The following is a 26077-nucleotide window of genomic DNA, read 5'->3' on the forward strand; positions in this document are numbered from 1 at the left end:
CCGATAGAACACACGATCACTCGAGTGTTCACCGATGTACTGGGCATCGACACCATCGGTCTCGACGACTCCTTCTTCGCCCTCGGCGGAGACAGCATCATGTCGATCCAGTTGGTGACTCGAGCCAGGGCAGCAGGTGTGCTGTTCTCCCCGCGCGATGTGTTCGAGTGTAGAACGGTCGCCGGGCTGGCCCGGGTCGCGATCCGCGACACCGCCGCGGCGACCGCCCTTGCGGCCGAACTGCCCGGCGGAGGTGTAGGGCCGATACCGCTGACGCCGATCATGCGATGGCTGCTCGAGCGGGCGGAGTCGGGGTTCGGCCGCTTCTCGCAGGCAATGATGCTGGGTCTGCCGGCGGAGATCGACGGGCGGCGGCTGGCGGACACGGTGCAGGCGGTACTCGATCGGCACGACATGCTGCGCGCACGGCTGCGGCCGGACGCCGATGGGCAGTGGAGTTGGGAGGTGCTGCCGGTCGGAACGGTTCGCGCCGACGACGTCATCCACCGGGTGGCGAACGCGGGCGGGCTGGGAAGCGTCGAGTTCCGTGCGTTGGCGGCGGCGGAGCTGGATGTCGCCGCGGACCGGCTCGATCCGGGCGCGGGGATCGTGGTGCAGGCAGTCTGGTTCGACCCAGCGGACGCGGCGGAACCGGGCAGGGTACTGGTGCTGGTGCATCATTCGGCGATCGACGGGGTTTCCTGGCGGGTGCTGGTGCCGGATCTCGCGATCGCGTGGGCGCGGCTCGAATCCGGACAACCACCCGACCTTGCCCCGGTCGGAACCTCGATGCGCAGGTGGGCGCACGGTCTGGTCGAGGCAGCCCAGCGCCCGGAGCGTGCCGCCGAACTCGAGTTGTGGCAAACGATGGCCGTCGGTGACGATCCGGTGATCGGCTCGCGGCCCCTCGACCCCGCGATCGATGTCGCCGCCACTGCCCGCACGATCGAGGTCGGAGTGTCTCCCGAGGTGACCGAGGCGCTGCTGACCGACGTCCCCGCGAAATTCCGGGGCAGTGTGGGCGACGGGCTGTTGGCCGCGCTGGCGGTGGCGGTGACGAAGTGGCGGCGCGAGCACGCGACGGAGGCCACAGACCACCCGCTTGCGGACATGGTGATCGACCTGGAAGGGCACGGCCGCGAGGAGGACGCTGTCCCAGGTTCGGACCTGACCCGGACGGTCGGCTGGTTCTCCACAAGTTTTCCGATCCGGGTGGATCTGTCGGGCATCGATCTCGACGACGCGTACGCGGGTGGGGCCGCTATGGGGGCAGCGGTCAAGTCCGTCAAGGAACAGCTCCTCGCCGTCCCCGACCACGGGATCGGCTACGGCTTGTTGCGGTATCTCAACGAGGACACCGGCCCGATACTGCAGGCCCTGCCGACGCCGCAGATCGGGTTCAACTACCTCGGCCGCGTCTCCACGGGGATTCCCGAAGGAATGGCGGCGCTCGGATGGATGCCGGTGGACGGCGGCGGTGACCTCGGCGGTGCCGAACTTGCCGGTGCACGGAATCCGGATATGCCGGTGTCTGCGGTGCTCGATATCAATGCCCTCACCCTCGACGACGCGGGCCGGCCGCGACTACGAGCGATCTGGTCGTATCCCGCCGGGGTGCTCACGGCCGACGAGGTCCGCGAAGTGGCGGAGTTGTGGTGCCGGGCATTGACTGCGCTGGCGACCCATACCCGCCACTCCGGGAGCGGGGGACGGACGCCCTCGGATCTGGATCTGGTCAGGCTCGGGCAGTCCGAGATCGAGCGACTCGAGGACAGATATCCGGCGTTGAGCGACGTCTGGCCACTGACTCCGTTGCAGGAAGGGTTGCTGTTCCATGCGCTGGTCTCCGAGGAGTCGGTCGACGCCTACGTGATGCAGTTGGTCCTCGAGCTGCGCGGGCACGTCGATCCGCAGCGGCTGCGCCGAGCCGGGCAGGTGCTGCTCGACCGGCATGCGAATCTGCGCACCGCGTTCGTCACCGACATCGGCGCCGCACCGGTGCAGGTGGTCCACGAACATGTCGAGGCTCCATGGTCGGAGCTCGACCTGTCCGGGCTGGACAACGATGCACGGCATCGCGAGTGGGAGCAACTCATGGCCGCGGACCGCGCGACCCGATTCGACCCGGCTCGTGCCCCACTGATGCGCTGGATGCTGGTCACGACGGGGCCGGGGCACTACCGGCTGGTGCTGACCAATCATCACCTGCTGCTCGACGGCTGGTCGACGCCGCTGCTGCTGCAGGAGCTGCTGGTGCTCTATGCCACCGATGGCGACGCCGCGATGCTGCCGCGTGTCCGTCCCTATCGGGACTTCCTGGCGTGGATCGCCGGGCAGGACCCGGCCGCGGCGCTGGACACCTGGGCCCGCGTGTTCGACAGCGCCGACGAGCCGACCCTGGTGGCTGCGGACGATCCTCGCCGTCGATACACCGAATCACGTGAGGTGGTCGGCGAACTGACCGAGGCGCAGACCGCAGCGCTGACCGGTCTCGCGCGGTCCCGTGGAGTCACCCTCAACACCGTGCTCCAGACGGCGTGGGCGATCGTGTTGGGCGGGTTGACGTCCCGAGCGGACGTGACGTTCGGTAGCACAGTCTCCGGACGGTCCCCGCAGCTCGCGGGCGTCGAATCGATGATCGGGCTGTTCATCAACACGCTGCCGGTGCGCGTCCGTCTCGACACCACCGAGAGCCTGGGGCAACTGCTCGACCGAATCCAGGCGGAGCAGGTCGCGCTGCTCGATCACCAGTTCGTGGGTCTGACCGATATCGAGCGGGTGGCCGGGCCGGGGGGCGTGTTCGACACGATGACGGTGTTCGAGTCCTATCCGGTCGATCGCTTCGGGCTGACGGCGGACACCGATATCGCCGGCATGCGGCTGGTCGACGTGTACGGCACCGACGCAGCGCACTATCCGCTGGGAGTGGTCGCGCATGTCGACACGCGACTGCACCTGAAAATCAAGTACCTGCCCGAACTCTTCGACCACGACACGATGGAGGCGACCCTGCGGCGGGTCCTGCACGTGATCGGCGTCGTGACCACCGACCCTGATCTGCCGCTGGCCCGGCTGAATCTGCTCTCCCCGGCCGAATATCGGGAGTTGACGTCGGTGTCGGGCGATCCGGCTGTGCCAGGGCGAGTGTTTCCGGAGCTGTTGGCGGCGGCGGTGGAGAGGAATCCGAGGGCCGCCGCGGTGGTGTACGGGGATCGGCGGTGGACGTACGGCGAGCTGGATGCCGAGTCGAATCGGTTGGCGCGACTGTTGATCCGTCGGGGTGTGGGGCCGGAGGCGACCGTTGCGGTGGGGTTGCCGCGGTCGGTCGAGTCGGTGCTGGCGGTATGGGCGGTGGCCAAGTCGGGGGCAGCGTCCGTACCGATCGATCCCACCTACCCCGCCGACCGGATCACGTTCATGCTGACCGATTCCGGTGCGCGGGTCGGTATCACGGTGTCGACGGTAGCGGCAGAGCTGCCCAGCACGATCGACTGGCTCGTACTCGACGCCCCTGAGCTACGAGCCGATCTCAGCGCCACCTCCGTGGCCGCCATCACGCCGGCTGAACGGAAGGCACCGCTGCACGTGGCTCACCCGGTGTACGTCATGTACACCTCCGGCTCCACCGGGCGCCCGAAGGGTGTGATCGTCACCCATGCCGGACTGGCGAACTTCGCTGCCGAGCAACGTGACCGATATGCGGTGGTGCCCTCGGCGCGGATCCTGCACTTCGCGTCGCCGAGCTTCGACGCGGCCGTGCTCGAACAGTTGATGGCGATCGAGGCCACAGCGACACTGGTGATCGCACCGACAACCCTATATGGCGGAGAAGAGCTGCGGCACTTGCTGATCGAGCAGTCGGTGTCGCATGCGTTCATCACCCCGTCGGCGCTGGCGTCGATCGACCCGACAGGTTTGGATGGCCTGCGGGTGCTCGTCGCCGGTGGCGAAGCCTGCCCGGCGGGATTGGTCGGACGGTGGGCGCCGGGCCGAGCGTTCCACAACGGATATGGTCCGACCGAGACCACGATCATGACGAATATCAGTGCGGCGCTGGATCCATCGGCGGCGGTGACGATCGGCGGGCCGATCCGTGGGGTCGGGCAGGTTGTGCTCGACGCGTGGTTGCGGCCGGTACCGGTCGGGGTTGAGGGGGAGTTGTATCTCGCGGGTCCGGGTCTGGCTCGCGGTTACCACAACCGGATGGATCTGACGGCGTCACGATTCGTCGCCGATCCGTTCGCACGCCCGGGACAACGCATGTACCGGACCGGGGACCTGGTGCGCTGGCGGCGGCAACCGGAAGGGGGCCTGACCCTCGACTATGTCGGCCGGACGGATTTCCAGGTCAAGATACGTGGTTTCCGCATCGAGCTCGGCGAGGTCGAATCGGGTCTGCTGGCATGCGCGGGGGTGGCCCGCGCGGTAGCGACCGTGCACCGGAGTTCCGCCACCGGCGATAGGTTGGTCGGGTACGTGGTGCCCGAGCCCGGCGCCCACCTCGAGCCGGCTGCGGTCCTCGCGTCGGCCGGGCAGCGGCTGGCCCCGCATATGGTGCCCGCGACCGTGGTGATAGTGGACGCGCTGCCGATGACGGAGAACGGCAAACTCGACCGCACCGCGCTGCCCGAGCCCGACTTCAGCACGGGCCGAACCGAATTCCGGGCGCCGGTCACCGATGCGGAGACCACGTTGGCGGGACTGTTCGCCGAGGTACTGGGTCTCGACAGGGTCGGTCTCGATGATTCGTTCTTCGCCCTGGGCGGAGACAGCATCATGTCGATCCAGTTGGTGACCGGCGCCAAGACAGCGGGCCTGGTGTTCTCCGTGCGCGAGGTGTTCGAGCATAGAACGGTCGCCGGGCTGGCTCGGATCGCCGACCGCGAGAGCGCCGCGGCGGCCCCTCTTCCGGCAGAACTGCCCGGCGGGGGTGTGGGGCCGATGCCGCTGACGCCGATCATGTGCTGGATGTTCGAGCGCGGCGGATTCGACCGACTCTGCCAATGGGTGACGCTCACGCTGCCGGACGGCATCGACAGCACCGGGATCGCGGCGACCCTACAGGCGGTGATCGATCACCACGACATGCTGCGGGCCCGGCTACGGCCCGAACCGGCACATCCATCGGGGTGGGCATTGCAGGTGCAGCCGGCCGGGATATCCGCCGCGGGACTGATCCGGCACGTGCCGGTGGACGCGGCGCCGGACAGCAGCGCGTTCGCCGCGATCGCCGACACGGAGGCCCGCGCGGCCGCCGAGCGCCTCGACCCCGCCGCGGGAATCATGCTGCAGGTGGTCTGGTTCGACTGTGCCGGGCAGCCGGGCCGGCTGCTGGTCGTCGCCCACCATCTGGTGATAGACGGAGTGTCGTGGCGGATCCTCGTTCCCGACCTCGCTGCCGCCTGGGCCCAGGTGAGTGCCGGGCAACGGCCGCGGCTCGCGCCTGTCGGTACGTCGATGAGACGCTGGGCGCACGGTCTGGACACCGCCGCCGCGAACCTCGACGAACTCGACTGGTGGCGTTCCACGCTCGCCGCCGCTGATCCGCCGATCGGGACCCGGCCTCTCGACCCGGTCGTGGACGTGCAAGCCACCTCGGCCACGGTCAAGGTGACGCTGCCTACCGCGGTGACCCGCGCTGTACTCACTACCCTGCCGGAGGCGTTCCGCGGCAATGTGGATGATGCCCTCATCGCCGGGCTCGCATTGGCGCTGACCCGGTGGCGGCGCCGCCACGGCGACAACATCACCGAGACGCTGCTTACTCTCGAAAGCCACGGCCGCGACGACACGGTCCTCCCCGGTGCCGACCTCACCCGCACCGTCGGATGGTTCACCACCACCTATCCGGTGCGGCTCGACCTGTCCGGCATCGACATCGACGACGCGTTCGCCGCCGGCGCTGCCGCAGGGGCGATCGTCAAATCGGTCAAGGAACAACTCCGCCAGGTCCCCGGCCACGGGATCGGCTACGGGCTGCTGCGCTACCTCAACACCGATACCGCCCTCGTCCTGGGCGCGCTGCCCGACCCCCAGGTGAGCTTCAACTATCTCGGCCGGTTCGACACCATTCCCGACGCGTTACGCGAGAGCGGGTGGATGCCCGCCGGTAGCGACGCCGACGGCGGCGGTGCACAGAACCCCGACGCATCCGCGGCCGCCGTCCTGGGCATCAACGCGTTCACCATGGACACACCGGACGGACCCGCCCTGACCGCGGCCTGGGACTATCCGGCCGGCCTGCTCGCCTCCGCGGAGGTCACCGACCTCGCGGGACTGTGGCGCGACGCGGTGACGGCTCTGGCCGATCACGCGTCCCGGCCCGGTGCCGGCGGGCTGACCCCCTCCGACGTCGGCCTCGTCGACCTCGACCAGACCGCGATCGACCGCCTCGAGACCCGGTATCCCGCGCTGGACGATATCTGGCCGCTCACACCGCTGCAGGCGGGGCTGCTGTTCCACGCCCAGCTCGCCGAGGGCAGCCTCGATGCCTACATCGTGCAACTCTGTATCGAACTCGGTGGGCGCGTCGACCCGGACCGGTTACGCCGGGCAGCGCAGACTCTCGTCGGACGTCACCCGAACCTGCGGACCGCATTCGCGCGCGACGGCGCCGGCGACCCGGTGCAGGCGGTGCATCGGCACATCGAGGTGCCGTTCACCCAGGTCGACTTGGCCGGGCACGACGACACCGAGGCCGCGCTCGAACACGTCATGGACACCGACCGCCACTTCGACATGACCGTGGCGCCGCTGCTGCGACTGACGCTGATCGGCACCGCCCCCCAGCGGTACCGGCTGGTGCTGAGCATCCATCACATCTTGATCGACGGCTGGTCCATGCCACTGCTGACCCGGGAACTGCTGATCCTCTACGCCGGCGACAGCGACCCCGCCGCACTGGCCCCGGTGCATCCTTACCGCGACTACCTGGTGTGGCTGAAAAACCAGGATCGCGGCGCGGCGGAAACCGCGTGGGCGCGGGCTCTCGAGGGAATAGCCGAGCCGACTCTGCTGGCGCCCGAAGCCCGCGGCCACCAGCAGTCCGCTGCCGCGCGTGAGGTCCAGGTGCCGCTGAGCGAACACCGCACCGCGACCCTCGTCACCGTGGCCAACCGGCAGGAGACCACCCTCAACACCGTCGTCCAAGCCGCCTGGGCGATCGTGCTCGCGAGCGCGACCGCGCGCGAAGACGTCGTCTTCGGCACCACCGTCTCCGGGCGCCCGCCACAAATCCCCGGCATCGAATCGATGATCGGACTGTTCATCAACACCGTGCCCGTCCGGGTCCGGCTCGACTACCGCGAAACCCTCGCCCAGCTACTCCGGCGAATCCACACCGAACAAGCCGCGCTGCTCGACCATCACCACCTCGGACTCGCCCGAATCCAGCAGGCGGCCGGGTCCGGGGCGATGTTCGACACCGCGACCGTCTTCGAGTCCTACCCGGTCGACACCACCGGGCTGTCCGAAGACACCGACATCGCCGGAATGCATGTCCTCGACGCCCACGGACGAGACGCCGCGCACTATCCACTCGGCCTCATGGTCCACCAGGACACCCGGCTGCACCTGACCTTCAAATACCAGCCCGAACTGTTCACACAGCACCAGATCGAGGCCATCGCCGATCGGGTGCTGCGAGTGCTCGAGGCCATCGCTGTGCACATCGATCTCCCCCTCACCCAGCTGGAGCTGCTATCGCCGGTCGAGCGCGCCGCGTTGGTACCCGTTCGCGGTTGCCCCGGCGAGGTGATGTCGGTGCTGCCACAGGTTTTGACGGCCACGGCGAGGCCGGACACCGAAGCGGTGGTCTGCGACGGCAAGCGGCTGTCCTACCGCGAACTCGACGAAACCTCCAACCGGTGGGCGCGGGTACTGATCGACGCCGGAGCAGGACCGGAATCGTTGGTAGCCGTGGCGCTACCACGCTCCATCGACGGCGTGATCGCCGTATGGGCCGTCGCCAAAACCGGCGGGGCGTTCGTTCCGATCGACCCCACCCAGCCCGAAGACCGGATCACACGCATTCTCGTCGATTCCGGCGCCGCCGTCGGCGTGACACTGCAGACCCACCGGGATCAGCTACCGGACGCCATCAGATGGCTCGTCCTCGACACCCCTTCCTTCGCCGCGACGGCGACGTCGGCGCACTCCGAGGCGATCACCGACCCTGAACGCACAACCACACTGCGGCCACAGCATCCGGCCTACCTGATCTACACCTCGGGCTCCACCGGGACCCCCAAGGGGGTCATGGTTACCCACGCCGGAATCGCGAACCTGGCCGCCGAAATACGGGAACGGTTCGGCCTCTCCCCAATCTCACGAATGCTGGCTGTCGCCTCGCCGACCTTCGATGTCTCGATCCTCGAATGGCTCGGTGCCGCCGTCACCGGAGCCACCCTGGTCCTCGCACCCGTACCGATAGTCGCCGGCGCCGAACTGGACGAGTTGATCAACGCCGAACATGTCACCCACGCCGCTCTCACCCCAACAGTGCTCGCGTCGCTGCACCCCGACGAACTCGACACCGTGCACACTCTGATCCTCGGTGGCGAGACATGCCCAGCAGACCTGGCAACACGATGGGCCCCCGGCCGCACGCTGATCAACGCTTACGGGACTACCGAGACCACCATCCAGAGCTGCACCGACGTCTTCCTGACCACGACCGCCGACAGTCCGCCGCCGATCGGCGGCCCGGCCCGTGGGTTCTCCGCCGTAGTGCTCGACCGCGGATTGTGCCCGGTCCCGCCCGGAGTGGTGGGCGAGCTGTATCTGTCCGGACCGGGCCTCGCCCGCGGCTACCACGGGCAACCCGCACTCACGGCAGCACGATTCATTCCCGACCCGTACGGGCCGGCCGGGACACGCATGTATCGCACCGGCGACCTGGTCACCTGGACCACCGACCGAACATTGCAATTCAAAGGCCGGAACGACACGCAAATCAAGATCCGCGGCCACCGCATCGAACCCGGCGACATCGAAACCGCGCTCCGCAGCCATCCCGACATCGTCCATGCCGCCGTCGCGGTCCACACCCAGCCGAACGGTACGGACCGACTCACCGGATACGTCGTACCCACTCCCCACACCACACCCGACACCACTGCGCTGCGAACCTACCTCGCAACCCGGCTACCCACCTACATGATCCCGACGACCATCCTCACCCTCGGCCGGATACCCCTCACCTCCACCGGCAAAGTTGACTACAAAGCTCTGCCCACACCCGATCTGCGACACACGCGGTTCCGGGCGCCGTCCACCCCACTCGAGGCCACCGTCTGCGACGCCTTCACCCAGACCCTCGACATCGAACAGGCCGGCGTCGACGACGATTTCTTCACCCTCGGCGGCAACTCGTTGGCCGCCGCCCAACTGGTGGTGCGGCTGGCGGAGTCGACCGGTGTCGACGTGCCGGTGCAGTGGATCTTCACCGATCCGACACCGCAATCACTGGCCCGCCGCATCGATACCCGCCTCCACGGCATCGACGAACAAGACCCCAGCGACGCGATCTCGGTCATGCTCCCCCTGCGCCCGGCCGGTACCGCCCCGCCGCTGTTCTGCGTTCACCCTGCCGTCGGATTGGCTTGGTGTTTCAGCGGGCTCGTGCAGCACCTCGACCCCGACCGTCCCGTCCGAGGGCTGCAATCCCCGGCGTTCACCGATCCCACCGTGCGGTTCGACACCCTCGACCAACTCGCCGCCCGCTATGTGCGGGAGATCCGGTCCGTCCAACCGCACGGCCCCTACCATCTGCTCGGCTACTCGCTCGGCGGCACCATCGCCCACGCGATGGCGGTCCAACTTCGTCGCGACGGTGACTCCGTGGCCACCCTGGCCATGATGGACACCCGCGTCGTCACCGCCCGCACCGCTCGCGCTCCCACACCCACCATCGCGGAGATGCTCGCCGAGTTCGGCGGTTTCGCCTCTCCGGACGGCCACGCCGACCTGACCGTCGAGGCCGCCACCGAGTTACTGCACCAGCAAGGCGGACTCTTCACAGCCGTGACCCCCGAACATCTCGTGATCCTGCGCGACGACTACGCCCGCCTCGTCGACCTCACCTGGAACCACCGGCCGGCGCTCTTCGATGGCGACCTGATCTATTTCAACGCCGCCGACCACACGGACGACGACCCCTATCCGGCGCTCGCGTGGAACGACTACATCACCGGCCGTATCACCGAACACGACATTCCTGCCCGCCACGAACGGATGACCGAACCTCCCCCGCTTCGCGCAATCGGACTCGTCCTCACCGAGCACCTCCGCTCGACCCCGACCACCTAGCTGAAACTCCTACACCAGCAATAATAAACCGATACGGCTTTCGACCAATTGTGACTGCCGAGCAGTTCCGTCGCCCTGGGCGGCGACGGAATGGTTTTCTGTGGATATTTGCCGACCCAAAGAAAATGCTGGCCAGGTGCGGCGTTGGAACTGATCAGTGGCGCAATCGATCTCGGCCGATGGTCACGCGGACATCGTTGCTTTCTACGCCGCGGCTGCTGGGATCGCTGACGGAACCAACCAGCCCGGCAATAGCACTCTGTCGTAGTAGATGCCTATTATAAGGAAGAGCGGAGTGGGAGGCGACAATGCTGACTCGCACCTGGGTTCGGTGGCTGCTAATACACGGCCTAATGCGGTCCTATCTGCGGTGGTCGGCGCGTCGGGGCGATCCCCTCGCACAGATCGCCTTCGGCCAAGATCGCTCGCTCGGCACGTCGCCGTTCATCGAGGAGATCCGGCAGCGGGGCCGTCTGCCCAAGCTGTCGGGGATGTACGTCACCACGGACTACGAAGTGTGCCGTCGTATCCTGCGAGACAATCGCTTCGGCGTGGTCACACCCAATCATCCAGTCATCCCGAAGCCCATTCGCTGGGTGATGGCCAAGACGGATCAGGAACTTCCCAACCTGACCGAACCGCCCTCCATGCTGGTGGCCGATCCACCGGAACACACTCGGTACCGACGCCTGGTCGGACAGGCATTCAGCCCGAAGGCGATCGCCAAATTAGAGAAGCGGGCTGTGGAAGTGACCAATGGCCTGCTCGAAGGCCTGGAGTCGAAACCGCGACCGGATCTGATCGAGGACTTCGCCGCACAAGTGCCCGTCGCGATCATCGCCGAGATTCTCGGGTTTCCCGCCGACATGCATTCGACCCTGCTGAAGTGGGGGTACAACAGTGCGCCGCTGGTCGACCGCGGCCTGACCTGGACCATGTATCGCCACGCCACCGAAGAGCTGACCGAGGTCAAGCAGTACTTCGACCAGCGCATCGACAAGCTCACCGCCGAACCAGGCAATGACCTGCTCACCGTGCTGGTCACGAGTGGTGAGCTCACCCGCCGCGAGCAGATGGCCAACGGGGCCCTGCTGCTGGACGCCGGGTTCTTGACAACGGTGAATCTGCTTGGCAATGGAATCGCCCTGCTGACCAGCCATCCGGACCAGCTGGAACTGCTGATGGCGCAGCCCGAGCTGTGGCCGGGCGCGATCGAGGAAATCCTGCGCTACGACTGTCCCGTGCGGATGACGGGCCGGATGACCAACTGTGACGTCGACATCGCCGATCAGCACATCAAGCGCGGTTCCCTGGTCCTTCTATCGCTGGCCGGGGCAAACTACGACCCCGGCGTCTTCCCCGATCCCGAACGATTCGATGTGACCAGGGCCAATGCCGCGGATCACCTCGCGTTCAGCAGCGGCGTGCACGGCTGCCTGGGATACCGGCTGGCCCGGATGGAAGGCGTCATCGCGTTGCGAACCCTCTTCGAGCGATATCCGAATCTGCGCTTGGACGGCCCCCCGACCCCACGTGGCCTGATGAACCTGCACGCCTACCGCAGCATGCCCGCCAAACTCACTGCCGACTAATGTGTCGCGCCGGAATCAGCCCGGTTCATAGTGGCGGGCCTCGGGGCGAGCGGCAAGGTCGCCACGGGCATCGACATCGTCAAGCGCCTCGTGCAGGGAGCGGACTTCACCAACTCAGCTCGCTCGATGATGATGGCGGTCGGCTGTATTCAGGCCCAGCTGTGCCACACCAACACGTGCCCTACCGGCATTGCCACCCAGGACCCCAAGCGGATGCGTGCCCTGTACGTGCCTGACAAGGCGGACCGGGTCTTCAACTATCAGCAGCACTGTGTGGAGCAGGCCATGCAAGTGATGGGCTCAATGGGAGTCACCGGCCCTGGGGACTTGCGTCCCGACATGCTGCGGCGCCGGATCGATCACCGCGAAGTGTTCTCCTACGCCGACCTTTTCCATCACCTTGCCCCGGGCGAGCTGGTCCAGGCGCCTCCCGCGGGTGGCTGGGCGCGCGACTGGGATCTCGCCGACGCCGACACCTTCCACGCGTGACCACCCGAAGGAATCCGAATGAGCACCATTGCCGAGCTGATCGTCACTGCCCTCGCCGACCACGGCGTCACCAGCGTATGGGGTGGTCGGTGACGCGCTGAACCCGGTAACAGACGCCATCGGCGAAAACCGCGGGGAATGCGTCGATCTCGACCGCGACGTCGGTGCCGGGCGCGGCTCCTGCGACCGGGTAGGTAGCTCAGCAAGCCTTACGCCCTGTCGGATCGTCGGGCCGTGATGAACCGACCCGCGCGAGTCGGAAGCATCGTCGGCTCCGGGAACTGCGTGCCGTATTGCTCGGCTACGTCGATGGCGCGCTCGGCCGTCACCGTCCACCCGTGCTCGCTCAACCAGGCATCAACAGGATAGTCCTCCTCGTCTGGCCACAACTGCGCGATATCCAGGCCCATCCGGCCGGCCATGCGGGTCCACCGCTCCTGGAACTCCGGATCGCGGCGCAGGCCTGCCAAATCGTCGACGTACTCCAATTCGATGCTGCTGCCCGGGACAGCGAGTCCATCGACTGCGGACAGCAGCCGTTCCTTCGCCGCATTCGGCAGAAATGGCAATAGCCCCTCGGCAAGCCAGGCCGACGGGCGAGAGGGATCGAAACCCGCCTGTAGCAACGGGCGTGTCCATTCCTCCCGCAAATCCACCGCGACCACCCGCCGCTGCGCCCGGGGACGCGCACCCTGCTCGACAAGGACGCGGTCCTTGAACTCCAGCACTTTCGGCGCATCCAGCTCATAGATTACGGTTCCCTCCGACCAGCCCAGCCGGAATGCGCGGGCGTCCAGACCGGCAGCGAGCAGAACCACCTGGGACACCCCAGCCGCCGACGCCCCGGTGAAGTAGTCGTCGAAGTACCGCGACCGTACTCCCATATAGCGGGCCATCGACGCCCAGGGAATATCGGAATCGCGCTCGGCCGCGTCCAGCCGTGTCGGCACTTCGACCGGCGGGTCGGCCGCGTGCACGAATGCTTCCGCATAGGGGTCCGACACCAACCCGCCGTCGCGGTGTGTCTCCATTGCCCGGCCCGCCGCGACTGCGAGTGCCGTCAGCCCGACGCCGGTGACGATGTCCCATCGGGCCGACATGCCTCCCGTGGACTCGTTCGCACTTGTCATGTCTACCCAAGTTACGCGGCCATCGAGGCGTACAGCAATCTATCGGCTATTTTTCGATCGATGAGTTGCTCACGTGGGGAGGCCAGCCCAGCGGGCAAGGTCGATGCCGGCGATATACCGCCGGCACGACGACGATCGGCTCGGTGCAGACCTTCGGCAACGAGGTTCGTCTCACACGCGACGGAAGCGGGCGAGCCAACCGCTGATGTTGATTGGCTCGTTACTCGACGGCAGGACTGCCCGCAGTGTGGACTCATCGATGGCCTCTAGCTGCCAACCGTCGGCGAAGCCGGCGCGCAGCTCGTCGGGACTTTTGCTCGGCGGCATCAGATTCGGCGGTAGGCGGTGTTCCTCGTCGGCCGACAGCTCGCGCAATTGCGCGGCTATTGTCTCCAGACCCTGGCCACTGAGGGCCAGCAGGTACACCACAGCGTTCGGACGACAGGCACGGTGCAGTGCAGCCGCGTAGCGGCGCAGGGCGTCTTCGTCGAACAGATGCGCCAGACCGGAGTCGACGACGGTGTCGAAACGTCCGGTATAGGCGTCGAGGTCCAGTGCATCCGCCACCTCGAAGGTCGCCGCCGAACCACGCTCGGCGGCCTTGCCCCGGGCCTGCTCGACAGCGGTGAGCGACAGGTCCAAACCGATGACCGAGTAATCCTGGTCTGCGAGGTACAACGCGTTTTCCCCGGTTCCGCAACCGGCGTCGAGCACCGTGCCGGTGATCCCACCGGCCTGTTCGACGGCAACGTAGGCCGGTTGCGGGGCACCGATGTCCCACGGGGCACGGAATGGACCTACGCCGCGGTATATGGCATCGAAGTCGAGCTCGGTGGGCCGTTCAGCCGCTGAATCGGTCATCACACCACGATCCCTCACCAAACGGCCACTGGCAACCCATCGGCAATCTAGTTGCGGTATGGGACGAATGGTCGCCGGAACGGTGCGGTGTTGGTGATGCGCGGCGCACGCTGCGTTCAGGCTGGTGCATTCCGCATCATGCGGGAGTAATATAACTTGCGGGTCTTTCCATCGAACCCAGGCGTATTGTCCGCTCCGAGCGGCGTCGCGGCGCCCGACTCGGACAAATGTCATATAGCTGACGGGCTGACGAACAGGCCCGTCGATGGTTATCCGGGGGGCGAGCGGTCATTGCCTGAGCATCAAACGATAGCGAGACTCGCAGTGAGGACGACGGCCCTTGCAGCGTGGCAATTACCGAGCCGTCGCCGGCGCGCCACCAGGTGAACAGTCGAGATGGCGGTTGTTGTCAGACCGTCATAGTCCGCATGGGTCTGCTGCACGATGAGCTGACAAGATGTCACCTTTCTGTACAGCAGACCCCATCGAAGCTATCGAAGGTCGAAATAATGACTACAGGAAAGCTCAAGATTCTGGCAGTGACCGCGTTGGCGTTGTCCCTGGGTGTGCTCGCAGCTCCCGCGACGGCGGCCCCGGCTATGGCGACCTCGCCCGTGGCTGTGACATCGCACCAGGCAACCCCGATCGGTGGCGGTGGCTCGCTCCACATCTGTTTCCCCCTGGGCAGCTTTGTGTGGTGCATCTGAAATAGAAGGTCGATACCCCCGACACATCTCAGCACAACCTCCTGCCGATACGCCGGGGGTTTCTCGAGAGCCCGGGACTGTCTGAGAGAGATCTCAGACAGTCCCGGAGGAATTTCTTGACGGCCCGGAGGAATTGGCTGACGGTACGACATGCCGAGCGTCTTTGATATCGACCATGCTGACCGATTGGGGATGGATCAAATCTTTGCTGCGACAGCGCGAGATCAATTCGCGCGCGGCGGTTCCTGGCGCTCGACCAGCTTCTCGGCCAGGGAATGGCTCAGGAAACTGGGGATGCCAGGTGCGAAGATCCTGAGATAGGTATCGATCCAGTCGTATCGGGTCTTCAGGAATGCGAAGTCGGTCGGGGCCATCTGGCGCACGGCGAGCAGGGGCAACGGAGAATCGAGCGCTGGGAAGTCCGGGTTGTGCAGTCCGGCGACGGTGCAGCCCGGATAGAACTGCCCGAGCATCAATCCCTGCTCGACGAACTTCGTCTTCAGGTTGCGCTGGACGGCCTCCAGGTTCTCGTATTCGGTGAGGTCGGGAAAGACCGCCAGGACGGCCTTGAGCTTGGAGCCGGGTCCGCGCCCGGGAGGCAGCACGGGAAACAGATCGTTCATGTCGTCGACGACCGCTGTGAAGTACTCCTGGCCGATCTCGTCACCTTCGATGAATGCCGCCCAGAGGTATCGGTTTACCACCGCGCGCCCCGTATACGGGCAGACCGGGCCGGGCCGGCCGAGGTCGGGATGGGGTCGGCACAGGTATTCCACAGTCCACCTCCGCAATTCCTCGGCGCAGGGGTGCTCGTGCGGCTGGGCTGTCGCGTCGGTGGCGAACAGGTTGATCGGTTTCACGCCGGAGCGCGTGCCGATGCGTTCATCTAACGCTTTCATGATCGAGTCCTCTGTACTGTGGTGTGCACTCGCAATGCCAGAGTCGCGACGGTGTCCCCCGGATCGAGGACGATCCGAATCGGTGCCACATTGACAAACATCCCGGCCGACCGCCGCAGCACGGCGGTCGTGCGACCCGACACAGGAATGTTGACAAGCACCTCGTCCCGGCCGGTGCGGCGGGCCAGGTAGCAGCCGAATGCGGCGATTACCACCGCGGCCGGGCTCACGCCCAGTGCTTTGGCCGAATTTTCGATCCGCCCCACCGTTGACGCCGACAGTTCGGTCATTGCGACAACACTGTCCGCACACGGGGGCGCGTCCCGGTCGGCCAGGCCGGGCTCCTCGCCGACGTCGGCGAGTTTGCTCACCCAATATGCCTGGTCGTCGGTGAACCGCGTCGACTCCCGGTAGCTACGATCGGCCTCGTAGAGAGCGCGAATGTCTGCCGCTCGGTTGGGCTCCGCGATGCGGCCCTGCACCGCCGCGGTGTACAGCGCCGCAATCCGATTCACGATCATCATCGCGCCGTAGCCATCCATGGCGACGTGGTGGCTCCTGCAGTACAGCAGATAATGCCGATCCCCGAGCCGCACGATCGCGGTTGTGACCAGCAGGTCCCGTGTCATGTCCAACGGCGCGGTGTATTCCCGGCGCAACTCGCGGCCCGCTCGGATCCCCATCGTGCGCAGCAGATCGATATCGAGGTCACCATGGCACTCGATATACTGCGCCTCGGATATCGGCACATCCGGACTCAATTTCTGCGCCAGCCACAACCCCTGCTGTCCGGCAGACAGCGCTATCGGTTGTTCGACTGACGGGTCCCGCTCTGAATTGTCGCTCGATCCTCGGCCGGGGTCGAGTTCGGGTCGCGAAACGGTCATCTCAGCCTTCTTACACCGACCTCGCAAACCGCCGAGCACCAAGATCTTTTCTATATCCACAAGGGAGGATCGGCCGTGCGGTGCGGATTCTCGGTGTAACTCACCAAGGACACCGTTACGCTAGATGAAAACGACAGAGGACTTTAGCCTTTCGACTCGGCGACTAAATACCCTCCCGGTTCCACATTTGCGCCGGCCGACCCCTCGGATATCGGCATATCCGGACCTAATTTCCGCACCAGCCGCAACCCGCGCTGTCCTACAGGCAGCGGTTTCGGCTGTTCGGCTGACGCGTCCGGTTCAAACTTTCAATCGACCCTCGGTCAGGTCGATTTCAGGTCACGGATCGGTCACTATTTCGTTCTTAACCCCGACCTCGCCAAGTATAAGCCGAACAACACGCCCGCGCAAATAGTCAGCACCAAGATCATTCTTATACCCACCAGGGACTATCGACCGCGCTCTGCGGATTCTCGACAGAACTCTCACCATCGACGCCGATACGGCCGAACGAAAACGACAGAGGACCTTCGCCCTTCGGTTCGATGACCAAATGCCTTCCGGCAAAAGGAGAATCATGAATGTTCCACATGTCCTGTGACGGTTGATACCGAAATGACGCACAGTATCATAGGAGCAGGTCAGGATTGAGAGGTGGCAATGTTGACTCGCGCTTGGGTTCGGTGGGTGCTCACGCATGGCATCCCGCGGACCTATCTGCGGGTTGCGGCGCATCGCGGTAAACCTCTTGCCCGAGCGGAAGGCGCCATCGCGCTACGAGCCCTCTTCGACAGGTACCCGAATCTGCGTCTGGACGGCCCCCCTGTCCCTCATCCCCTGCGAAACCTGCACGCCTACCGCTCTATGCCCGCCACGCTAGTTGCCGACCAGGAGTAGAGATGATCTACGACAATCTGCTCGCGGTCACCGCGCGAGCGCCGATCACCAGCGGATTGCGGCAGGGTGAAGCATTTACGCCCTACGCCGCTCTGGTCGAGCGCATCGGCCGACTCGCCACGGGCTTCATCGAATGTGGCATCGAGAACGGCGATCCTGTTGCTCTGCTGATTCCGAACTCACCCGATCTTTTCGTCACCGCCCACGCGCTCTTCGCCATCGGCGCGATCGCGATGCCACTGGCCGAGACGTCCCCGCGAGCCGAACTCGCCATGCTCGCGCACAAGGTCGGCCCCAGGGCCGTCATCGCATCTCCCGGCCTCGCCGCCGCGGCCGAGATGCTGATTGAAGATGCAGCCCCCGGCATTCCCTTGTTCCTGACGAGCGCCCTGCCCGAAGGACGTGCAACCGTCCAGCCGCCGGCACTGCCCGGCGACACCGTGGCGCTCTACCTCTTCTCGTCCGGCTCTACCGGGCTGCCGAAGGTGGTGCCGCACACCCATGCCGAGCTCGTCGCCGATAGTGAACGGTCCAGCACGGCGTGGGACATTCAGCCCGACGACATCGTCCTCGACGTTCTGCCGGGCAACTTCTCGATGGGCTTCCTGCTGGGCGCTACGCAAGCCGTCGCCCGCGGCGCAACGACGCTGTACTGGAGCGATCCCCTGCCCCTGGCGCTATCGCGCCGGAAGCTGCTCGACACCATGGTCCGCGAGCGCGTCACCGTTATGGGTGCTGTTCCGGCGATGTACGACATCCTCACCGGTCAGAGCGGCGGTTTCGATCTGAGACTGCGCCTGGCCTTCTCCGGCGGCGTCGCACTGAAGCGGCGGGTCTTCGAAGCGGTACGCGAGCGCCTCGGTGTCACACTTCGCCAGGATTACGGCTCGACCGAGGCGAGCATGTTCTCGCACAATAATTCCGCCGATCCCGACGCGAACTGGGCCTCGGTGGGCAAGCCGGCGGGCGACGGCCGGGTCCGCATCGTTCCGTCGGAGACCGAATTCGGCCCATCCGTTGGTGAAATGGAACTGAAATCGTCGTCGCTCACGCGGGGTTATCTCGGCGATGCCGCGGCCAATGCTGAGGCATTCGATGAGGGCTGGTTCAGGACGGGCGACCTCGCCTCGCTCGATGAGGAAGGTCGCATCTTCATTCGTGGCCGGAGCAAGCTGCTGATCGAGGTGTCCGGCTACAAGGTCGACCCCATCGAGGTGGAGGAGACGCTCATGAGTTCGCCTGCCGTCGCCGAGGCCGCGGTGGCTGGTCTCCCGGATCCGGATGCGCGCAACGGCAATCGCTTGATCGCGTTTGTCGTCAAAGGGGCGGATGTGTCGGCCGATGAGTTGATCCGCTACACCCGCGAAAGGCTGTCGGTTCAGAAGGTTCCGGCCGAGATCGCATTCATCGACGCACTGCCGAGGAGTTCGGCCGGCAAGCTGCTCCGTGCGCGGTTACGCGAGCTCTAAGCGGGGCGCGTCATCCGCTGCGAAACGTAGGCTGCCAGATGCGCGGGGGATTCGAACAGGTCCGCCCGTATCTCCGTGTCAGGGAGGCTGATCTCGAATCGCTCCTCGAGAAAATGTACGAGTTTCACCAGACTGATCGAGTCCAGCAGACCGATCTCGAGGAGACGGGTCTCGCGATCAACCGGCGCCGCACCGATTTCAGCCGCCATGGCGGAAATATACTCGATTATCGGCCGTTCGATATCGTTCATCACTCCAACCCCTTATATACTCAGCATATCAGCCAATTTCATCGCAACGAAAATATGGAGGACGGCGTGGGCGAAATGCGCCCACTGGGCGAACGGGAGCAACTGCTCAGTGAACTGCACATCCGTGGCGAGCTGATCGCCATGCAGGTGCTGCACGTGCGAGGCCACCTCGATCCGGCGCTGGTACAGCGGTCGCTCGCCTGGCTCCAGACCCAGCATCCTATGCTTCGCGCTCATATACGTTACGGCAAGATCGTCTGGCGACCCCGGCCGCCCTTCGTCTCTCGCCGGCGCTGGTTCGACACCGAGGGCACCACGGAGATCCCGTTGACGGTGCTCGACGACACCGACCCGGACGCTTGGCGCAAGGTCTTTGCCGATGACATCCGCACACCGATCCGGAAGGGCAGCCATCCCCGGCTACGGATAACGCTGGTGCGACGGTCGCCCGACGCGGACCTCAACCATCTCGTCATCTGCGCCGATCACGCGACGCTCGATGCCCGGTCCGCCAATATGTTCGCTCGCCAGCTTCTGGAATTCCTTGCCGATCCGGCCATGGCGCAACTGAAATCGCCGATCAGCACCGCCCTGCCCCCGCCGATCGAGGAGGGCCTGACCAAGAAATCCGGCAACGACAAGAAGCTCGGCAGTGGCATGAAGACCACCTATACGCCGGCCATTCGGCTACCCAAGCAGACGGTACGCGATCGGAAGAAAGGAACGCGAGTACTGGCACGCTACCTCGGGCCCACCCCGACGGTAACGCTCACCGACGCCATCAGGGCCAACAGAACGACGCTTCACGGTGCGATAACGGCTGCGTTCCTGCTTGCCATGCGCGAACGGTACGGGCTCGACGCCATGACCGTGCTGAGCCCGATCGACCTCCGGCGCCTCAGTACACTCGCGCTACCGCGCGATACCTACGCCTGCTACGTCGACATCCTGCGTACCAAGCACCGGATAACCGACGACTTCTGGGTAACCGCCCGCGATGCCTCGTTCGGATTGATTGCCGCGCTGGCCAAGGACCGGGAGTCCGCCTCGATCATGAAGTTTCCCACTTGGGAGGTGTATCGGCACGAAGCCGGCCCGACGATCCGGAACAGGCGGCGCCTCGACGGACTCGCCGTTACCACGGCAGACGAGTCCGGCCTCCAGACCAGCTACGGCGCCTACGAGCTCGAGGGCATCACCAGGGCCGTTTCGCTCGACATGTTCGGGCCGTTTCTGTTTGTGATCGCCAACGAGCAACTCGGTGGCCTCGACTTCAGCGTTGGGTACACGCCAAGCGCGATAAGCGAGCAGGAGGCAGGCTGGCTCACCGACAACGCCGTGGCCCGGCTCGAAAGCGCTGGATGAGGTAGGCCGCGTCACGATGTACACCCGTTTGAGGGATATCCCCCCGATTACGGACCCAGAAACAGCCGTTCGTTCGGTAGCCTGGTCATCGGCATGCACTCTTCCACCGTGTTGGCGATGAATTCGATTGCACACCAGCGTCTTTGCCGCCAATCACGCATGAGTTGGGATGCCGCGGCGACTGTCGCTCGATAGTCCAAAGCGGTGCCATTCAGCCAGATCCGCAGGTGAACATCCTCGGCCTCCGGAAGCCCCGAACCCCCGGCCGGTCTCATCAACACGCTGTCCCCCCGCCGGCGACCTTGTCTACGCGCCATGCCAAGGCCAAGGCATCCACAAGCCCGCGCTTGAGCCACCGCACTTCCTGACTGTCGGTACGACGAAGCCGTAGACCGGCCTGCACCATCTCCAGGAAGCGCCGACGCTCGACACCGAACTGGACCAGCAGTTCGCCGGCACTGGCGCCACCGAACGGCGCCCAGCGGATGGCGTAGTCGATCACGGGCGCCAGTTCGGTATCAATCGATCGCTTCGAATGAAGGAAGTGCAGCTGGCTCGAGGACGAGCGAACCCACGACGAGTCGTAGCCGGCATGCGGCTCCGACTGCTGCGACGCACGGCGCCACGGTGCACCGGCACGACTTCGCTGTCGATTCTGTGAGTAGTCCATTGCGCATCCTCGAGCGGTAGTGCCAGGTCCGTTGCTTTCCACCATCCTTTTCCCGCGTTCGATACGCGACCGTAGAACTACCTACTTCTATACGTGTTCTTACCCGTGGCAGGCTCCCTTGCTTCGCGGGTTCTCGAGGAGCAGGCTCGAAGACACCGGTGGCGCCACCGGGCGTCGCCTCCGAGCCGAGAGGAGGTGGGGTCGTGTACGCACGCTCCACCACGATTCAGGCGCGACCCTCCGCTATCGACGCCGGGATTGCGCACGTCCGCGATCATGTGATGCCGGCCCTGCAGGAAATCCCCGGTTGCGTGGGGCTGTCCCTGCTGGTCGACCGGCAGTCCGGCCGGTGTATCGCCACCACCGCGTGGGAAACGGCAGCTGCCATGCACGACAGCGCGACCCGGGTCCTCCCGATCCGCGAGGGCGCCGCCGGTTCGTTCGGCGGCGGCAGCGCCCAGGTCGAGGAGTGGGAGATCGCCGTTCTGCATCGCGAACACAGAACGCTCGAAGGCGCCTGCGCCCGCGCTGTCTGGCTCAAGACAGATCCCGACCGGCTGGAAGGGGCCGTCGAGGCATACCGATCCCAGTTCCTGTCCGAGATGGAAACGCTCGAGGGATTCTGCAGCGCGAGCCTCATGATCAACCGGACATCCGGTCGCGCGGTCTCCTGCGCCACCTACGACAGCGCCGAGGCGATGCGACGCACCCGCGACCAGGCCGCCTCACTGCGGGCCGACGCCAGTCGGCGCTCCGGCGCCGAGGTGCTCGAGGGCGCTGAGTTCGAACTGGCGCTGGCGCACCTGCGCGTTCCCGAAATGGCGTAGGTAGCGCGGCCGACTACGAATCGACTCCCCTACCCCAACTGCCGTACATGGCGGACTGCACGGCATGTTCGGGTCGGTGAGGCGGTGCGCGTTGCCGCCGTCGCTGTTCACCCAGAGTTCGGTGAAGGTGGCGCCCCGCGTGGACGCTGGATCCGGTGTCGTGCGGGTGACGGCAGTCGACAGCCCGCGGCGCCTCTCACCGGGTGTCGGCCGGTGTGACCTCGCCCGCTCAGTCGATGGGGAATCTTCCTGTCGCCAAGGCGGATTCGCGCAAGCGCGCCGGAAAGCCCGGCCCCAGTCGAGCGGTGGTGTGCTCGTGACGCAGGGGCTCGCGGCAGTGGGCGCAGACGACCTCGGCATGGGTGTCGTGGTCGCAGGTGGTGTGGTGCAGGACAACGGGTTCGCCCGCCTCCGGGGCGAGATAGCGGTCGCCCCAGGCCATCATGGCGGCCAGGACCGGGAAGAAGTCGCGGCCCTGGTCCGTGAGGCGGTATTCGTGACGCACCGGTCGCTCCTGATAGGGGACCTTGATCAGCAGGCCGGTCTCGACCAGGCGGGTCAGGCGCTGGGCCAGGATGTTGCGGCTCAGGCCGAGGGTGGATTCGAAATCGTCGAAACGGGCTGCGCCGTAATAGGCTTCGCGCAGGATCAGGGGAGTCCACCAGTCGCCCAGGAGGTCGACCGTGCGGGCCACGGTGCACGGCCAGTTGGCGAAACTCGTCCGCTTCATGAACTCACCGTATCCAGGCGCGCGGGAACGTACTTGTGCCAGGGGGTTCCGACCCATTCGTCGCGCGCCTCGAAGGACGTCAGCTCGTTGGGGGCGGTCCCGGTGGTGACCGGTGCGCCCTCGGGATCCTCGACCGAGAGTCCGAAACCGTTGGGCAGCGAGAGATGTCCGGGGCGCATGCGGTCGGTGGGCTCGACCGGCACCCGCGCGGTGCCGCGGCGGGTGGTCACCTGGACCAGATCGCCCGCGCTCAGGCCGAGTCGCCCGGCGTCGGTGGTGCTGATGCGCAGCGTGCCGGCGGCATCGCGCTTGCGCCAGGCCGGATCCCGGAAGATGGTGTTCGCGGTGAACGCGCGGCGCTCGCCCGCGGACAGAATGAACGGCCAGTCGGCGCTGTCGCCGGGCGCGTCGGGCAGCGCGGCGACGACCTCGAGCAGTTCGGGAATGTCGAGCCGAATCACCCCGTCCCGCACCCGGTTCCACGTCTCGGCATAATCGTCCTCGGAGATGACGACGCCGTGCTCGCCCGCGAGAATGGCCTCGAACAGGCGCTCCCCGGCCTCCATACCCGTTCCGTACCCCGCTCGTTCGACGCTGGCCGGGAATCGCCGGACCATGTTGTATGCCGCGGCCCAGAGCAGGGCCGCCGACGCCGCACCGTCCGGGAGGGTCTGTCCCAGTGTGCGGTACAGCAGCACGGGCGCCAGTTTGGACCGGGCCGGATCGCCGAGCACGCCCAGGAATGCCATGGCGAATGCCTCGCGGCCCTGCGCCAGCGCGGCCCGCAGCGGCGCATAGTCGGCCTCGCCCAGCACGCCCGCGGCCTCCACCAGCCGGGCATGAATCTCGGGCTCGGGCAGCACGCCCTCGGGCGCGGGCAGCACCGGGTGGCGCAGGTGGAAGATGTTGCGTGGGAAGTCGAAATTGAAGAACGTGGCCTCGTACTTCTCGAACTGGGTGGGCGCGGGCAGCACGTAATCGGCCAGGCGGGCGGTCTCGGTCATGGCGACATCGATCACCACCACCAGCTCCAGCGCCTCCAGGGCCTCGCGCGTGCGCGCCGAATCCGCAAGGGAGTGGGCAGGGTTCGAGCTCTCGATGAACATCGCCCGGTAGCGCGCGGGATGATCGGTGAGAATCTCCTCGCTGATCACGTTGCACGGCACCAGGCCGCTGACGATCTGCGCGCCGGCCACGGGGCTGCGGGGCCCCTCCCCCGCCGGATGTCCGCGGTCGTGACCGAGATTGGACAGGCCGGTGAAGGCATACTGCGTGCCCGGCTTTCCGACATTGCCGGTGAGAATCCAGACCAGCTTCTCGACGTAGCTGACCACGGTCGAGTACCGGTTCATCTGCACGCCCAGATCCTCCAGCGCCGCCACCGAATGCGCGCGCGCCAGACGGTGCGTCGCGGCGGTGACCAGGTCGAGGTCGACATCGGCGATGGCGCAGTACTTGTCGATCGGCACCGCGTTCAGGACCGGCAGCACGGCTTCGAGGCCGGTGGCGTGCACGGCAAGCCAGTCGCCATCGATCAGGTTGTCGCGCACCAGGATCGCGGCCATGGCCGAGAGCAGGTAGACGTCGGTGCCCGGACGCAGCTGCAGGTGGAAATCGGCGAGCTCGGCGGTCTCGGTCCGCACCGGATCGAGCACGATCATGGACCGCGCCGGATCCTTGGCGATCTCCTTCAGGACGGTGCGCGCCCGCGGAAAGCCGTGCGACTGATAGGGGTTCTTGCCGATGAAGAAGGCCACCTCGGCGTGCTCGACATCGGCGCGCATCGGGTGGCCGGCCATCCGTGCGCCCACCCAGAAGTCGCCGGTCTTCTCCTGCGCCAGGGCGCTGGAGCGATACTTCATCCCGTAGGCCGCCATGGTCGCCGGGGCGTACGCGCCACCCAGGTGATTACCCTGACCGCCGCCGCCGTAGTAGAAGATCGATTCCCCGCCGAAGTGCTGCCCGAGCTCCAGCATTCGCGCCGAGATCTCCGCAATCGCGGTGTCCCAATCGATCTCCTCGAAGCTGCCGTCCTTGCGGCGGCGCAGCGGCGCGGTCAACCGGCCCGTGTGCCCGTTCTGGTACCGGTCCAGCTGCAGCGCCTTGTTGCAGGTGTATCCCGCCGAGGCGGGATGGAGCTTGTCACCACGGATCTTCTCGAACGAACGGCCATCGGGCCCGAGCAGCACCTGAATGCCGCAATTGCACTCGCACAGGATGCACGCCGTAGGTCGCCATTCGTTCATACCCGCAGCATACCCAGTTAGTTCACTAGCGCTACCCACTACCGGAAGATTCTCAGAATCCGATCGCCTCGCGCAGCAGCAGGACGGTGCCGCGACCCGGGACGGGCTCCAGATTGAGCATGAGAAGCCGGCTGACGGCGCTGGGACGTCCGTAAACCCGCTGGGCGCGTTCGCTTTCCAGCGGGAGGCAGTGTTCCTCGACGCGGCGCAGCGCGGCGTCCAGGTCGGGAACCACCTTCTGCGCGCCGACCACCCAAATCGCGCGGGCCGAGCCGCCGGCATAGCCGGGCAGCTGGCTGCCGCTGCCCGAGGCGATCACCAGCGAGCCGGTCTCGGTGACGGCGTGCACGCTGCCCACGATGACGTCGGGAGCGGCGAACATCCGCCGGATCTCGTCGGCCTGGGTGGCGCGGTCCATCGCCAGGCCGCGCGGGCGCAGGGCGTCGTAGCGCCCGCTGTCGTTGATGTCCGCCTCGATGCCGGACAGGCGTAGCGTCTCGCTGGCGCCGGTGAAGACACTGGCGCCCGCGGGAATCAGGTCCGCGACGCGGGCGCGCGCGGCGGCGGCGTCCGCGAGGATTTCGACGGCGAAGTTGTGCGCCGTCAGGGCCGCGGCGGCCCGCTCCAGGCGCTGCGCGGAGGCCGGGTTGGTGAACGAGGGCGCCGGAATCTGGGTGGTCATCGGAGTTCTCCAGGGTTGAGGTTCACCCGGGCCGAATGCGACCGGGTTCACCGTTGACGACAACGCA

General features: G+C 66.2%; 15 protein-coding genes. 6 read left to right on the forward strand and 9 right to left on the reverse strand.

Features of this window, described 5'->3' with window-relative positions; translation table 11 throughout:
• The first annotated feature begins 24 nt into the window (after positions 1-24).
• From ABH933_RS35220 to ABH933_RS35230, 3 genes are all read left to right on the forward strand, one after another.
• The gene (locus ABH933_RS35220) at positions 25-10308 is read left to right on the forward strand and encodes an amino acid adenylation domain-containing protein (protein ID WP_429424419.1); all 10284 of its coding nucleotides are present in this window, start codon (positions 25-27) and stop codon (positions 10306-10308) included.
• 353 nt (positions 10309-10661) lie between these two features.
• Positions 10662-11900, forward strand: a complete 1239-nt coding sequence (locus ABH933_RS35225; protein ID WP_429424417.1) for a cytochrome P450 — start codon at positions 10662-10664, stop codon at positions 11898-11900.
• 30 nt (positions 11901-11930) lie between these two features.
• Positions 11931-12389 (forward strand): glutamate synthase-related protein, encoded by a 459-nt coding sequence (locus tag ABH933_RS35230; RefSeq protein WP_429424415.1) that lies wholly within the window; start codon positions 11931-11933, stop codon positions 12387-12389.
• 209 nt (positions 12390-12598) lie between these two features.
• Here the strand turns inward: ABH933_RS35230 and ABH933_RS35235 are convergent, their stop codons facing one another.
• The 4 genes from ABH933_RS35235 to ABH933_RS35250 form a co-directional block, all read right to left on the reverse strand.
• Positions 12599-13519 (reverse strand): SAM-dependent methyltransferase, encoded by a 921-nt coding sequence (locus ABH933_RS35235; RefSeq protein ID WP_429424413.1) that lies wholly within the window; start codon positions 13517-13519, stop codon positions 12599-12601.
• A 171-nt stretch (positions 13520-13690) separates the two neighbouring features.
• The gene (locus ABH933_RS35240) at positions 13691-14380 is read right to left on the reverse strand and encodes a class I SAM-dependent methyltransferase (RefSeq protein ID WP_429424411.1); all 690 of its coding nucleotides are present in this window, start codon (positions 14378-14380) and stop codon (positions 13691-13693) included.
• Positions 14381-15311: 931 nt separating this feature from the next.
• Entirely contained in the window at positions 15312-15986 is a 675-nt protein-coding gene (locus ABH933_RS35245) for a DUF6875 domain-containing protein (protein ID WP_429424409.1), read from the reverse strand.
• Entirely contained in the window at positions 15983-16873 is an 891-nt protein-coding gene (locus tag ABH933_RS35250; RefSeq protein ID WP_429424407.1) for a condensation domain-containing protein, read from the reverse strand. The genes ABH933_RS35245 and ABH933_RS35250 overlap by 4 nt, the downstream gene beginning before the upstream one ends.
• A gap of 899 nt (positions 16874-17772) precedes the next feature.
• Here ABH933_RS35250 and ABH933_RS35255 point away from each other — a divergent pair.
• Positions 17773-19239 carry a class I adenylate-forming enzyme family protein gene (locus ABH933_RS35255; RefSeq protein ID WP_429424405.1) on the forward strand — a complete coding sequence of 489 codons (1467 nt, stop codon included), beginning with the start codon at positions 17773-17775 and terminating at the stop codon, positions 19237-19239.
• On the opposite strand, the gene ABH933_RS35260 is transcribed toward ABH933_RS35255, so the two are convergent.
• On the reverse strand, positions 19236-19490 hold the full coding sequence (locus ABH933_RS35260; RefSeq protein ID WP_215921671.1) for an acyl carrier protein: 255 nt from the start codon (positions 19488-19490) through the stop codon (positions 19236-19238). The two genes, ABH933_RS35255 and ABH933_RS35260, sit on opposite strands and share 4 nt — an antisense overlap.
• Positions 19491-19556: 66 nt before the next feature.
• Here ABH933_RS35260 and ABH933_RS35265 point away from each other — a divergent pair, with 66 nt between their 5' ends.
• Entirely contained in the window at positions 19557-20855 is a 1299-nt protein-coding gene (locus tag ABH933_RS35265) for a hypothetical protein (RefSeq protein ID WP_429424403.1), read from the forward strand.
• A gap of 274 nt (positions 20856-21129) precedes the next feature.
• On the opposite strand, the gene ABH933_RS35270 is transcribed toward ABH933_RS35265, so the two are convergent.
• The gene (locus ABH933_RS35270) at positions 21130-21525 is read right to left on the reverse strand and encodes a hypothetical protein (protein WP_429424401.1); all 396 of its coding nucleotides are present in this window, start codon (positions 21523-21525) and stop codon (positions 21130-21132) included.
• Between the two features lie 203 nt (positions 21526-21728).
• On the opposite strand from ABH933_RS35270, the gene ABH933_RS35275 reads away from it, so the two are divergent.
• Positions 21729-22352 (forward strand): antibiotic biosynthesis monooxygenase, encoded by a 624-nt coding sequence (locus ABH933_RS35275; RefSeq protein WP_429424399.1) that lies wholly within the window; start codon positions 21729-21731, stop codon positions 22350-22352.
• A 229-nt stretch (positions 22353-22581) separates the two neighbouring features.
• Here ABH933_RS35275 and ABH933_RS35280 read toward each other — a convergent pair whose 3' ends face one another.
• The 3 genes from ABH933_RS35280 to ABH933_RS35290 are packed head-to-tail and all read right to left on the reverse strand — an operon-like array spanning position 22582 to position 26010.
• Positions 22582-23082, reverse strand: coding sequence for a winged helix-turn-helix transcriptional regulator (locus ABH933_RS35280; RefSeq protein WP_429424397.1), 501 nt, complete (start codon positions 23080-23082; stop codon positions 22582-22584).
• On the reverse strand, positions 23079-25328 hold the full coding sequence (locus ABH933_RS35285; RefSeq protein ID WP_429424395.1) for a molybdopterin-dependent oxidoreductase: 2250 nt from the start codon (positions 25326-25328) through the stop codon (positions 23079-23081). Before ABH933_RS35285 ends, ABH933_RS35280 begins: the two co-directional genes overlap by 4 nt.
• Positions 25329-25380: 52 nt before the next feature.
• A complete protein-coding gene (locus tag ABH933_RS35290) occupies positions 25381-26010 on the reverse strand; it encodes an LUD domain-containing protein (RefSeq protein WP_429424393.1) in 630 nt (209 codons plus the stop codon).
• Positions 26011-26077 lie beyond the last annotated feature (67 nt).

Origin of the sequence: Nocardia sp. GP40 (assembly GCF_050434125.1) — a bacterium.
Taxonomy (GTDB): Bacteria; Actinomycetota; Actinomycetes; order Mycobacteriales; family Mycobacteriaceae; genus Nocardia; species Nocardia albiluteola.